General features: G+C 75.6%; 1 protein-coding gene. It reads left to right on the top strand.

The features are described from left to right. The first annotated feature begins 3 nt into the window (after window positions 1–3). Complete coding sequence (locus tag ACWEGE_RS15780) at window positions 4–14,946, top strand: type I polyketide synthase (RefSeq protein ID WP_449661183.1); 14,943 nt, start codon at window positions 4–6, stop codon at window positions 14,944–14,946. The last annotated feature ends 1 nt before the right edge of the window (window position 14,947 follow it).

Below are 14,947 nucleotides of genomic sequence, written 5' to 3'. Positions count from 1 at the left end.
GCCATCTTTTCCATGGACGACAACGAGAAGCTGCTCGACTACCTGAAGCGGATCTCGGCCGATCTGCACCAGACGCGGCGCAGGCTGCGCGAAGCCGAGAGCCGGAACTCCGAGCCCATCGCGATCATCGGGCTGGCCTGCCGGTTCCCGGCGGGTGCCGAGACGCCGGAGGACCTGTGGCGGCTGCTCGCCACCGGGCAGGACGCGATCGGCGGGTTCCCGGACGACCGCGGCTGGGACCTCGGCGCGCTGGCGCAGACGGACCCGGACCAGCGCGGCACCTCCTACGTCGGCGAAGGGGGTTTCCTCGACGGCGCCAGCCGGTTCGACGCCGGGTTCTTCGGGGTGTCGCCGCGGGAAGCGCTCGCGATGGACCCGCAGCAGCGGCTGCTCCTGGAGGTCTCCTGGGAGGCGTTCGAGCGGGCCGGCATCGACCCGCTTTCCCTGCGCGGCAGCCGGACCGGAGTGTTCGCGGGCACCAACGGCCAGGACTACGCCTCGGTGCTGATGCGCGCGCTCCCCGCGCTCGACGGCGCCGAGGGCTACATCGCGACCGGGACGTCGGCCAGCGTGCTCTCCGGGCGGGTGTCGTACACGCTCGGGCTGGAGGGCCCGGCGGTCACGGTGGACACCGCGTGCTCGTCTTCGCTGGTGGCGCTGCACTGGGCCGCGCAGGCGCTGCGGTCCGGGGAGTGCTCGCTGGCGCTGGCCGGCGGGGTGACGGTGATGTCGACCCCGCACGCGTTCGTCGAGTTTTCCCGGCAGCGCGGCCTGGCCGCCGACGGCCGGTGCAAGCCGTTCGCCGACGCCGCCGACGGCACCGGCTGGGGCGAGGGCGCGGGCGTGCTGCTCGTCGAACGGCTCTCGGACGCCCAGCGCCACGGGCACCCGGTGCTGGCCGTGCTCAAGGGGTCGGCGATCAACCAGGACGGCGCTTCGAACGGGCTGACCGCGCCGAACGGGCCGTCCCAGCAGCGGGTCATCCTGCAGGCGCTGACCGACGCGGGCCTCGCCGTCCACGACGTCGACGCCGTGGAGGCGCACGGCACCGGCACCACCCTCGGCGACCCGATCGAGGCCCAGGCGCTGCTGGCCACCTACGGCCGCGATCGGGACCGGCCGCTGTGGCTGGGCTCGGTCAAGTCGAACATCGGGCACACCCAGGCCGCCGCCGGCGTCGCCGGGGTGCTCAAGGTGGTGCTCGCGCTGCAGCACGGGGTGCTGCCCAAGACGCTGCACGTGGACACGCCGACCTCGCACGTGGACTGGTCGGCGGGTTCGGTCGAGCTGCTGACCGAGGCCCAGCCTTGGCCCGCCGGGGACCGGCCGCGCCGCGCCGGCGTCTCGTCGTTCGGCATCAGCGGGACCAACGCGCACGTGATCATCGAAGAGGCGCCGCCGTCCGAAGCGGGCGCGCCCGTGGCGGCCGCCGCGCCGGTGGTGCCGTGGGTGCTGTCGGGGAAGACGCCGGAGGCGGTCCGGGCCCAAGCGGACCGGCTGGCCGGGCACCTCGCCGGGCAGCCGGACCTCTCGCCGCCGGACGTCGGGTTCTCCCTGGCGACCTCGAGGTCCGCGCTGGACGAGCGCGCGGTCGTCGTCGGTGCGGATCGCGCCGAACTCCTCGACGGCCTCGCCGCGCTGGCCGGCGGCGAGCCCGCGCCCGGGGTGGTGACCGGTCGCGTGGCCGGCGGCACCGGTCCGGTGCTGGTGTTCCCGGGGCAGGGTTCGCAGTGGGTCGGGATGGCGGTCTCGCTGCTGGATGCTTCGGAGGTTTTCGCGGCTCGGTGGGCCGAGTGCGAAGTCGCGCTTTCGTCCTTTGTGGACTGGTCGCTGACCGAGGTGGCTCGCTCGGCCGATCCGGCGGTGCTCGAGCGGGTCGACGTGGTGCAGCCGCTGCTGTGGGCGGTCATGGTCGCCCTGGCCGAGGTGTGGCGGTCGGCCGGCGTCGAACCCGCCGCGGTGATCGGGCACTCGCAGGGTGAGATCGCCGCCGCCGTCGTCGCCGGTGCACTGTCCGTCGAGGACGGCGCTCGGGTGGTTTCGCTGCGGGCCAAGGCGATCACCGAGCTGGCCGGTACGGGCGGGATGCTGTCGGTGCCGTTGCCGGTGGCCGGCGTCGAAGCCGGGCTTGACCCGAGGCTGGGTGTCGCGGCGGTGAACGGGCCGTCCGCGACGGTCGTCTCGGGTGAGGTCACCGCGCTCGACGAAGCCCAGGCGCGGTGGGAGGCCGAAGGTGTCCGGGTGCGCCGGGTGCCGGTGGACTACGCCTCGCACTCACCGCAGGTGGAGGCCATCCGGGCCCGGATCCTGGCGGACCTGGCCCCGGTGCGTCCGTCCAGTGTGGACACGGTGTTCTTCTCGACGCTGACCGGTGCGGCGATCGACACGGCCGAGCTGACCGCCGGCTACTGGTACCGGAACCTCCGGGCCACGGTGAAGTTCGAAGACGCGGTCCGCGCCGCGGTCGCCGCCGGGCACACCGTGTTCGTCGAAAGCTCGGCGCACCCGGTGCTCACCGTCGGGGTCGAGCAGACCCTCGACGCCCTCGACGTCGCCGGGGCCGCCGTGCCGACCCTCCGCCGCGACCACGGCGGCCTCCGGCAGGTGTACCGCGCGTTCGGCGAGGCCTTCACGCGCGGGGTCGCGGTGGCGTGGGACCGGCTCACCCCCGGACGGCGGGTCGAGCTGCCCACCTACGCCTTCCAGCGGGACCGGTACTGGGCCGACCCGGCCCCCGGCGCCGCCGGCGACCCGGCCTCGATGGGCCTCGGCTCCGCCGGGCACGCCCTGCTCGGCGCGGTCGTCTCGGTGGCGGAGTCCGGCCAGGTCGTCCTCACCGGCAAGCTGTCGACCCGGGCGCAGCCGTGGCTCGCCGACCACGCCGTGCTCGGGTCCGTGCTGGTGCCGGGCACCGCGTTCGTCGAGCTGGCCGTGCGGGCCGGTGACCAGGTCGGCTGCCGGGTCGTCGAGGAGCTGACCCTCGAAGCGCCCTTGGTGCTCCCGGCCGCCGGGGCCGTGCAGGTCCAGGTCGCGGTCGAGGCCGGGGACGGCGGGCGCCGCGCGGTCACCGTGCACGCCCGGCCCGACGACGCCGACGCCGCCTGGGTCCGCCACGCCGCCGGCGTGCTCGACGTCGACGGGCCCGCCGAACCCGGGAGCCTGGCCGAGTGGCCGCCGCCCGGGGCGGAGCCGTTGCCGCTCGACGGCTTCTACGAGGCCTACGCGCAGGCGGGCTACGGCTACGGGCCCGCGTTCCGGGGACTGGGGGCGGCCTGGCGGGCCGAGGGCGCCGTCTACGCCGATGTCGAGCTGCCGCCGGAAGCGGGCGCGCCGGACGGGTTCGGGGTGCACCCCGCGCTCCTCGACGCCTGCCTGCACGCGGCGGGCCTCGGCGGCCTGCTGGGTGCCGCGGCCGGCCCCCGGCTGCCGTTCGCCTGGTCGGGCGTGCGGGTGCACGCCGAGGGCGCCCGCCGGGTCCGGGTCGCGCTCGCGGCGCAGGGCCCCGATTCCTTCGGCGTCGTCGTGGCCGACGAGACCGGCGCGCCGGTGGCCACGGTGGATTCGCTGGCCCTGCGCGCGGTCGCCGACGGTGCCCTGCGGGCCGGCGTGGGTTCGCTCTTCGAAGTCGCCTGGGAGCCGGTCGCCGCCGAGCCGTCGGCCGCCTGGGCCGAGGTCGTCGAGCCCGCGGACACGGCCGACGCCTTGGCGGCGATCCAGCGCTGGCTGGCGCGGCCCGAGGGACGGCTCGCCGTCGTGACCCGCGATGCCGTCGGCGTCACCGCGGACGACCCGGTCACCGGCTTGGCGCAGGCGGGTGTCTGGGGCCTGGTGCGGTCGGCGCAGTCCGAGCACCCGGGCCGGTTCGTCTTGGTGGACACCGATGGCGAGGTGCCTGCCGGGTTGCCGGACGAGCCGCAGCTGGCGGTGCGCGACGGCGCCCTGTACGTCCCGCGGTTGCGGCGCGCGGCGACCACGGCGGAAGCCGAGTGGCCGACCGAGGGCACGGTCCTCATCACCGGCGGCACGGGGCTGCTGGGTGGCTTGGTGGCGCGGCATCTGGTGGTCGAGCACGGTGTCCGGGATCTGGTGCTGCTGAGCCGTCGTGGCATGGCTGCCCCGGGAGCGGCGGAACTGGCGGATCTCGATGCCTCGGTGCGGATTGTCGCCTGCGATGCGGCCGACCGTGTGGCACTGGCCGAGGTGCTGGGCACCATTGAGCACCTGAGCGCGGTGGTGCACGCGACCGGGGTGCTCGATGACGGCGTCGTCGAGTCGCTGAGCCCGGAGCGGTTGGAAACGGTGTGGCGGCCGAAGGTCGATGTGGCGTGGAACCTGCACGAGCTGGCCGGTGACGTCGAGAAGTTCGTGCTGTTCTCGTCCGCGGCCGGGGTGTTCGGCGCGGCCGGGCAGGGCAGCTACGCGGCGGCCAACACCTGGCTGGACGCCTTGGCCCAGCACCGCCGCGCCCGCGGCCTGCCGGCGACGTCCATGGCCTGGGGGCTGTGGGAACAGGCCAGCGGGATGACCGAGGCCCTCGACGGCGACGACCACCGCAGGCTCGGCCGGTCCGGCCTGGTCGAACTCCCCACCGAGGACGGCCTCGCCCTGTTCGACGCCGCCGCGTCCACGCTCGTCGTGCCGGTGGCGCTGGACTTCGCCACCCTCCGGGCGCGAGGCGTGCCGCCCCTGCTGCGCGGCCTCGTGCGTGGCGGCGGACGGCGAGCCGTCCGCACCGCGGCGGCCGGCGGCGCCTTCGCCAAGCGGCTGTCCGGCCTGGGCACCGAGGAACGACGGCGGTTCGTGCTCGGCACCGTGCGGGCGCAGGTGGCCGAGGTGCTCGGCCACGGCTCCGGCGACGCGATCGACCCGCGCCGCCCGTTCGGCGAGATCGGCTTCGACTCGCTGACCGCGGTCGAGCTCCGCAACCGGCTCACCGCCGTCACCGGCCTGAAACTGCCCGCCACGCTGGTCTTCGACTTCCCGACCCCGGCCGCGCTCGCCGACCACCTCCGCACGGCGGTCCTCGACGGCGACCGCGCCGAGACGGCCATCGCGCGGCCGGTGGCCGCCGACGAGCCGGTCGCGATCATCGGCATGGCCTGCCGGTTCCCCGGCGGCGTCGGCTCGCCCGACGAGCTGTGGCAGTTCGTCTCCGGCGGCGGCGACGGGATTTCGGCGCTGCCCGGCGACCGCGGGTGGGACCTCCCCGGCGGCGGTGCCGGCGGCTTCCTGCCCGACGCGGCCGACTTCGACGCGGCCTTCTTCGGCATCTCGCCCCGCGAGGCCCTCGCCATGGACCCGCAGCAACGGCTCCTGCTGGAAACGGCGTGGGAGGCGGTCGAGCACGCGGGCATCGACGCGACGGCGTTGCGCGGCAGCCGCACCGGCGTCTTCGCGGGCCTGATGTACCACGACTACGCGGCCCGGCTGACCAGCGTCCCCGAGGAAGCCGCGGGCTACCTCGGCACCGGCAACTCCGGCAGCGTCGCGTCCGGCCGGATCTCCTACACCCTCGGGCTCGAAGGCCCATCGGCCACTGTGGACACCGCTTGTTCGTCCTCGCTGGTCGCCCTGCACCTGGCCGCGCAGTCGCTGCGCGCGGGCGAATGCAGCTTGGCGCTCGCCGGCGGCGTCACCGTGCTGGCCACCCCCGCGTTGTTCGCGGAAATGGCGGCGCAGGGCGGCCTCGCCGACGACGGCCGCTGCAAGGCCTTCGCCGACGCGGCGAACGGCGCCGGCTTCAGCGAAGGGGTCGGCGTGCTCGTCGTCGAACGCCTCTCCGACGCCCGCCGCAACGGGCACGAGGTGCTCGCGGTGGTGCGCGGCTCGGCGGTGAACTCCGACGGCGCGTCGAACGGGCTCACCGCGCCGAACGGCCCCTCGCAGCAGCGGGTGATCCGCCAGGCGCTCGCGAGCGCCGGCCTGTCGCCCCAGGACGTCGACGCGGTCGAGGCGCACGGCACCGGCACGACGCTGGGTGACCCGATCGAGGCGCAGGCGCTGCTGGCGACCTACGGGCAGGATCGCGAGGAACCGCTCTGGCTCGGTTCGGTCAAGTCGAACCTCGGGCACACGCAGGCCGCGGCGGGCGTGGCAGGCGTGATCAAGATGGTGCAGGCCATGCGGCACGGCGTGCTGCCGAAGACGTTGCACGTGGACGCGCCGTCGTCCCACGTGGACTGGCCGTCCGGGGCGGTCGAGCTGCTCACCGAGGCCCGGGACTGGCCGCGGCGCGGCCGTCCCCGCCGCGCGGGTGTCTCGTCGTTCGGCATCAGCGGGACGAACGCCCACGTCGTCATCGAGGAGGCACCGCGCCCGGCCGCCCCGCCGCCGGCCGCCCCGCCGGCCGCGGTCGTGCCGTGGGTGCTGTCGGCGAAGACCGCGACGGCGCTGCGGGCGCAGGCCCGGCGCCTGGCCGGCCACGCCGCCGGGCTGCCCGCGGCCGACGTCGGGTTCTCGCTCGCCACCGGGCGGGCGCGGCTGGAGGAGCGCGCGGTCGTCGTCGGCGGGGACGCCGGGGAACTGCTGGCCGGCGTCACCGCCTTGGCCGACGGCGCGGCCGCCCCGAACGTGGTGACCGGCCGGGTGGCCGACGTCGACGCGGGTCCGGTCCTGGTGTTCCCGGGGCAGGGTTCGCAGTGGGCCGGGATGGCGGTCTCGCTGCTGGATGCTTCGGAGGTTTTCGCGGCTCGGTGGGCCGAGTGCGAGGCGGCGCTGTCGTCCTTTGTGGACTGGTCGCTGACCGGGGTGGCGCGTGCGGACGATCCCTCGGTGCTGGAGCGGGTCGACGTGGTCCAGCCGCTGCTGTGGGCGGTCATGGTTTCGCTGGCGGAGCTGTGGCGTGCCGCCGGTGTCGTCCCTGCGGCGGTGATCGGGCACTCCCAGGGCGAGATCGCAGCTGCCGTCGTAGCCGGTGCGTTGTCGCTTGAGGACGGTGCACGGGTGGTTGCGCTGCGGGCGAAAGCGATCACGGAGCTGGCGGGGACCGGCGGGATGTTGTCGGTGCCGCTGCCGGTCGCCGAGGTGGAAACCGGCCTGGACCCGCGGCTGGGCATTGCCGCGGTGAACGGGCCGTCGGCGACGGTGGTTTCGGGCGAAGCCGATGCCCTGGATGCCGTCCAGGCGGCTTGGGAGGCCGCCGGGGTTCGCGTTCGCCGGGTTCCCGTCGACTACGCGTCGCACTCGCCGCAGGTCGAGGCGGTCCGGGAACGGATACTCGTCGATCTGGCTCCGGTCACTCCGTCCAGTGTGGACACTGTCTTCGTTTCGACGCTGACCGGCGAAGCGATCGACACGGCCGAGCTGACCGCGGATTACTGGTACCGGAACCTGCGGGCGACGGTGAAGTTCGAGGACGCGGTTCGCGCGGCGATCGCGGCTGGGCACACGGTGTTCGTCGAAAGCTCGGCACACCCGGTGCTCACCGTCGGGGTGCAGCAGACCCTGGACGCACTGGAAGTCGCCGGTGCGGTGGTGCCGACGCTCCGCCGCGACCATGGCGACCTGCGGCAGCTCTACACCGCCTTCGGCCAGGCGTTCGTCCACGGCGTGGCCGTCGCCTGGGACCGGCTGACCCCGGGCCACCGGGTCGGTCTGCCCACCTACGCCTTCCAGCGCGAGCGGTTCTGGCTCGACGCCGGCGCGCCCGTCCGGGCCGCCGACGCCGCCGAAGCCGAGTTCTGGCGGGCGGTCGAAGCCGAAGACCTGGCCGCGGTGGCCGGCACCCTCGAACTGACCGGCGGCGAACTCGGCACCGTCGTCCCCGCCCTGTCCGCCTGGCGGAAGCGGCGCCGCTCACTGTCCGCCTTGGACGGACTGCGCTACCGCGTCACCTGGCAGCCGCTCACCACCCCCGCGACCCGGCTCGACGGCCGCTGGCTGCTCGTCACCGGCGGCGACGACGCCGGTGTCGCGGACCTGCTGACCGCCGCGGGCGCCGAAGTGCGCACCCTCGCGGTCACCGACCCGGCCCGGGAGGCGCTGGCGGAGCAGCTTCGGACCTACGACGACCTTCGCGGCATCGTCTCGACACTCGCCCTCGGCGAAGGCGGCTTGCTCGACACCGCCGCGCTGGTGCAGGCGCTGGGGGACGCCGGCCTCCGATGTCCGCTGTGGACGGTCACCCGCGGCGCCGTGGCCGTGGGCGGCGCGGAGGAGCCGCACGCCGGCCAGGCCGCCGTCTGGGGCTTCGGCCGGGTCGCCGCGCTCGAACACCCCGGCCGCTGGGGCGGCCTGATCGACCTGCCGGCCCGGCCGGACGCCCGCGCGGCAGGCCGGCTCGCCTTCGCCCTCGCCGGCCGGTCCGGGGAGGACGAGGTCGCCGTCCGGGCGTCCGGCGTGTTCGGACGGAGGCTGGTGCGCGCACCGGGCCAGGCCCCGGTCCGGCGCTGGGCACCGCGCGGCACCGTGCTCGTCACCGGCGGCACCGGCGCGCTCGGCGCCCACATCGCGCGCTGGGCGGCCGAGACCGCCGACCGCGTGCTGCTGCTCAGCCGCCGGGGACCCGAGGCACCGGCCGCGCGCGACCTGCTGGCCGAGCTCGGCGACCGGCTGGAGGTCGTCGCCTGCGACGTCACCGACCGGGCCGCGCTGGAGCGGGTGCTCGGGACCATTCCCGCCGAGCGTCCGCTGAGCGCCGTGCTGCACGCCGCGGCCGTGCTCGAGGACCGGGTCGTCGACGGCCTCACCCCCGAGCTGTTCGATGCGGTCCTGCCGGTCAAGGCGGTCGCCGCCCGGCACCTGCACGAGCTGACCGACGGCCACGACCTCGACGCGTTCGTGCTCTTCTCCTCGCTGACCGGCACGGCCGGGAACGCCGGCCAGGCCAACTACGCCGCCGCCAACGCGTTCCTCGACGCGCTGGCCGAGCAGCGCCGCGCCGCGGGCCTGCCGGCGACGTCGATCGCCTGGGGCGCCTGGGCCGATTCGCTCGCCACCGGCAGCGCGGTCCGCGAAGACCGGATGCGCCGCGGTGGCGTCGGCTTCCTGGCCGCCGAGCAGGGCATCGCCGCGTTGCGCGGCGCGGTCGAGCACGACGACACCACCGTGGTCGTCGCCGACATCGACTGGCCGCGGTTCGCCGCCGGCCGCCGTGGCCCGCTGTTCGAAGGCATCCCGGAAGCCGTCGTCGACCGGCCCGCCACCGGGAGCGCCGAGCTCGCCAGGACGCTCGCCGAAACCGCCGAGGGGGAGCGGCACCGGCTCGTGCTCGACCTCGTCCGCGCCCACGCGGCGGCGGTGCTCGGCCACGCCTCCGCGGGCGCGGTCGACGCTCGCACGTCGTTCCGGGAACTCGGCTTCGACTCGCTCACCGCCGTCGAACTGCGGAACCGGCTCGCCGCCGCGACCGGGCTGACCCTGCCGGCCACCCTCGTGTTCGACTACCCGAACGCCGAGGTCATGGCCGGGCACCTGCTCGGCGCGGCACTGGGCGGGCCACCCGAGACCGCGCCGGTCCCGGTCGCCGCGGCGGTCGCCGACGACCCGATCGCCGTCGTTTCGATGGGCTGCCGCTTCCCGGCCGGGGTCCGCACCCCCGAGCAGCTGTGGCGGCTGCTGGCCGACGGCCGGGACGTCATCACCGAATTCCCTGGCGACCGCGGCTGGGACCTCGCCGGGCTCTACGACCCGGACCCGGACAGCCCCGGCAAGAGCTACGCCCGGCACGGCGGGTTCCTCGACGACCCCGGGGAGTTCGACCCGGCGTTCTTCGGCATCTCCCCGCGCGAGGCGCTCGCGATGGACCCGCAGCAGCGGGTGCTGCTGGAGATCTGCTGGGAGGCGGTCGAACGCGCGGGCATCGACCCGGTGACGCTGCGCGGCAGCGCCACCGGCGTGTTCGCGGGCACCAACGGCCAGGACTACAGCGCGCTGCTCGCGGCCGGGCCCGCCGGGCTCGAGGGCTACACGCTCACCGGCAACGCGGCGAGCGTGGTGTCCGGCCGGGTCGCCTACACCCTCGGCCTGGAAGGCCCCGCGGTCAGCGTCGACACCGCGTGCTCGGCGTCGCTGGTCGCCGTGCACCTCGCGGCCCAGGCGCTGCGCGCGGGCGAGTGTTCGCTGGCGCTGGCCGGCGGTGTCACCGTGATGGCCACGCCGAGCCTGTTCGTGCAGTTCTCCCGGCAGCGGGGGCTCGCCGTGGACGGCCGGTGCAAGGCGTTCGCGGCGTCGGCCGACGGCACGTCCTGGGGCGAGGGCGCCGGCGTGGTCGTGCTGGAGCGGTTGTCCGACGCCCGGCGCAACGGGCACCCGGTGCTCGCCGTGCTGCGCGGGTCGGCGGTGAACCAGGACGGTGCTTCGAACGGCATCACCGCGCCGAACGGCCCGTCGCAGCAACGGCTCATCCGGCAGACCCTCGCCCTGGCCGGGCTCGCCCCGCGGGACGTCGACGCCGTCGAAGCGCACGGCACCGGCACCAGCCTCGGCGACCCGATCGAGGCGCAGGGGCTGATCGCCACCTACGGCCAGGACCGCGACCGGCCGCTGCTGATCGGGTCGGTCAAGTCGAACCTCGGGCACACCCAGGCCGCGGCGGGCATCGCGGGCCTGCTGAAGACCGTGCTGGCGCTGCAGCACGGCGTGCTGCCCGCCACGCTGCACGTGGACCGGCCGACCCCGGAGGTCGACTGGTCGGCGGGCGCGGTCGAGCTGCTCACCGAAGCGCGCCCGTGGCCGCGCACCGGTGGGCTGCGCCGGGCCGCCGTCTCCGCGTTCGGCGTCAGCGGCACGAACGCCCACCTGATCGTCGAGCAGGCGCCGCCGGCCGGGCCGGCGGAATCCACTGTGGACCGGCTGGTGCCCTGGCTGCTCTCCGGGCGGACCGAGGACGCGCTCGCCGCCCAGTCGGCCCGGCTGGCCGAGTTCGTCGGGGACCGGCCCGAACTGTCTTTTGTGGACATCGGCTTCTCGCTCGCTTCGACGCGAGCGGCGTTCGAGCACCGCGCCGTGGTGCTCGGCGCGGACCGGACGGCACTGGCCGACGGCGTGGCCGGGCGTCGTCCGGCGGCGGTGCTCGCGGGCACCGCACGAGCCGATAGGGGACGGCTAGGGGTTCTGTTCTCCGGCCAGGGTTCGCAGTATTCAGGCATGGGCCGTGCTTTGCGTGAGCGGTTCCCCGTCTTCGCCGACGCTTTCGACGCGGTGTGCGCGCGCCTGGACCTCCTGCTGGACCGGCCGCTTGGCGAAGTGCTGTGGGAAGCCGAAGACGACACCGTCGACCGGACGGTGTACGCGCAGGCGGGCTTGTTCGCCTTCGAAGTGGCGCTGTACCGGCTGACCGAGTCCTTCGGCGTGGTGCCGGAGGTGCTGATCGGGCACTCCATCGGCGAGGTCGCCGCGGCGCACGTCGCCGGCGTGCTGTCCCTGGACGACGCCTGCGTGCTCGTCGCCGCGCGGGGAAGGCTGATGCAGGACCTGCCGGACGGCGGCGCGATGCTCGCGGTCCGCGCCACGGAAGAGGAAGTGGCCGCCCTGCTGGGTGACCGCGTTTCGCTCGCGGCGGTCAACGGACCGGCGTCCGTGGTGGTGTCCGGCGACACCGACGCGGTCGCCGCCGTCGAGACCTGGGCGGCCGGACAGGGCCGGAAGGCGAAGCGGCTGCGGGTGTCCCACGCGTTCCACTCCCACCGGATGGAGCCGATGCTCGCGGAGTTCACCGCGAAGCTCGGCACCCTGGAGTTCCGGCCGCCCGCCATCCCGATCGTCTCCACGCTGACCGGGAAGGTCGCGGACGCGGCCGAGCTGTGCACCCCGCGGTACTGGGCCGACCAGGTCCGGAACACGGTCCGGTTCGCCGAAGCCGTCCGGGGCGCGGCCGCGTACGGTGTCGACACGTTCGTCGAGCTCGGCCCGGACGCCGTGCTCGCCGCCGCCGCCGGCGAAGTGCTGGCCGACGAGGACGCGCTGGTGGTGTCCACCCAGCGGGCCGGCCGGGACCCGGAGCACACGCTGCTGGCCGCGCTCGCCCGGCTGCACGTCGACGGCGCCGCGATCGACTGGGCACCGGTGTTCGACGGCGCCCGCCGCGTCGACCTGCCGACCTACGCCTTCCAGCACCGCAGCTTCTGGGTGCGCCCGGTCCGCCGTCCCGCGGGCGACGTCACCGCGGCCGGCCTCGGTTCGACCGGCCACCCGCTGCTCGGTGCCGCGGTCCCGCTCGCGGAGTCGGGGCAGTGCGTGCTGACCGCGCGGCTTTCGGTGGCGACGCACCCGTGGCTCGCCGACCACGCGGTCGGCGGCACGGTGCTGCTGCCGGCCACCGCGTTCGTCGAACTGGCGCTGCACGCGGCCGGCCAGGTCGGCTGCGGCCGGCTCGAAGAGCTCACGCTGGCCGCCCCGCTCGTGCTGCCCGAGGACGGCTCGGTGCAGGTCCAGCTCACCGCCGGCGAGGCGGGCCAAGCGGGCCGCCGGACCCTGACGGTGCACGGCCGGATCGGCGACGACCCGTGGACCCGGCACGCGGACGGCGTGGTTGCCCCGGGTGCGCCCGGTGCACCCGACGTCTCCGCGCTCGCGGCGTGGCCGCCGCCGGGTGCCTCGGCGCTGCCGGTCGCGGAGTTCCACGACCAGCTGGCCGCGCTCGGCTTCGGCTTCGGCCCGGTGTTCCGCGGTTTGACGGCGGCTTGGCGCACCGGCGACGACGTGTTCGCCGAGGCGGTGCTCCCGGAGGGCGCAACGCCCGGAGCGGCGGAGTTCGGCCTGCACCCCGCTTTGCTCGACGCCGGGGTCCAGGCGGTCGGGCTGGGCGAAGGCCTGGCCGCGACCGAGGGCGCGCGCTTGCCGTTTTCCTGGTCGGGCGTGGAGCTCCACGCAACCGGCGCGGGTCGCTTGCGGGTCCGGTTGTCGAAGCTGGGCCCGGACCGGGTCGCGGTCCTGGCGGTCGACGGATCGGGCGCAGCGGTGTTCTCGGCGGAGTCGCTGACCCTGCGCAAGCTCACGGCCCCACCGTCCCGCACCGGCCACCTGTTCGCGCTGGAGTGGCAACCAATCGCGACGGCGGTCGAGGGCGGGGGTTCGCTGGGCGCGCTCGCGGCTCAGGTGGGCGAGGTTTCGGCGGGTGTCGCGGTGGCTGAGGCTGGCCGTGCGGTGCCTTTGACGCAGCTGGGCGAGGTTTCGCCGGGTGTCGCGGTGGCCGGGCCTGGCGGTGCGGTGCCTGTGGCGCAGCTGGGCGAGGTCGCGGCCGGGGTCGTGGCGGCCGTGCCCGGCGGTGCGGTTCCCGCGGCTCACCTGGGCGAGGTGCCGCCTGGCGTCGCGGTGGCCGAGCCCGGTCGCCCGGTCGCCGCAGCCCACCTGGGCGAGATTCCGCCCGATATCACCGTGGCCGAGCTGGCCGTGCCCGGCGGTGACCTCGTCTCCGCGGCCCACGCGGTGGCCGCCCAAGCGCTCGAGCTGGTCCGGTCCTGGCTGGCCGATGGCCCTGCCGATGCCCGGCTGGCCGTCGTGACCCGTGGCGCGATCGCCGTCGGGGACACCGATCCCGTGCCCGGCGTGGCCGCGGCGACCGCCTGGGGTCTGGTGCGGTCGGCGCAGTCCGAGCACCCCGGCCGGTTCGTCCTGGTCGACACCGACGAATCCGCCACCCTCGCCGCCGCGCTCGCCACCGGCGAGCCGCAGGTCGCCGTGCGGGACGGGGCCGTGCTGGCGCCCCGGCTCGCCCGGCTCACCGGCGAACCGGCCGCCGTCGCGTGGGACACCGAGGGCACCACCCTCGTCACCGGCGCCACCGGCATGGTCGGCGGGCTCGTCGCCCGGCACCTGGTCACCCGGCACGGCGTGCGGGACCTGCTGCTGCTCAGCAGGCGTGGCCCCGACGCCGAAGGCGCCGCCGAGCTACTGGCCGAGCTGACCGGGCTCGGCGCGCGGGCGACGCTCGTCGCCTGCGACGCCGCCGACCGGGCCGCGCTGGAGCGGGCACTGGCCGGCGTCCGGGTCGCTTCCGTCGTGCACACGGCGGGCGTGGTGGACGACGGCCTCGTCGAAACCCTGACACCGGAACGACTCTCCGCCGTCCTGCGGTCCAAAGTGGACGCCGTGGTCAACCTGCGCGAGCTTGCCGGCGAGGCCGGGGTGTTCGCGGTGTGCTCGGCCGCGGCGGGCCTGTTCGGCGGGCCCGGCCAGTCGGCCTACGCGGCGGCCAACAGCTTCGCCGACGCCTACGCCCGGCACAGCCGGGCCGCCGGGGTCCCGATGACGGCGCTGGCCTGGGGCATGTGGGCGGCCGACGGCGGCATGACGGCGCAGCTGGGTGCCGCGGACCGGGCCCGGATCGCCCGTTCCGGGTTCGCCCCGATCGACGCGGAGCTCGGCATGGAGCTGTTCGACGCGTCGCTCGGCATGGACCGCGCGCTGACCGTGCCGGTCCGGCTGGACTTCGGCGTGCTGCGGGCGGCCCCGGCCGTGCACCCGCTGCTGCGCGGGCTCGTCCGGCCGGCGCCGCAGCGTCCGGCACCCGTGGCCGACCTGACGGCGCTGTCCGGGGCGGACCTCGCCCGGCAGCTGACCGAGCTGGTGCGCCGGCAGGTCGCCGAGGTGCTCGGCCACGATTCGCCGCTAGCCGTCCCGCCGGACCGGGGTTTCCTCGAACTCGGCTTCGACTCCCTCGCCGCGGTCGAGCTGCGCAACCGGCTGGTCGCCGCGACTTCGGCGCGGCTGGCCCCGACCGCCGTCTTCGACTACCCGACGGTGACCGACCTCGCCGCGCACCTGGTCGAGCTGCTCGCCGACGACGGCGCGGCCACCGCCCCGGTCACCGAGGAGATCGCGAAGCTGGAAGCGCTGCTGGCCACCGCCGATCCCGGCGACGAGGAGATCACCACCCGGCTGCGGCGGCTCATGGCCACCTGGACCGAACGCGAGCGGCAGTCCGGCCCGAGCGAGGGCAGCGACCTCGCCGAGGCCGACGCGGAGGAGCTGTTCAGCCTCCTCGACCAAGAACTGGGCACGGCCTGAG

The sequence above is a fragment of the Amycolatopsis sp. NPDC004747 genome (assembly GCF_053601335.1).
Note: the sequence above shows the minus strand (reverse complement) of the source record. Positions and strands in the feature narration are given on the sequence as shown.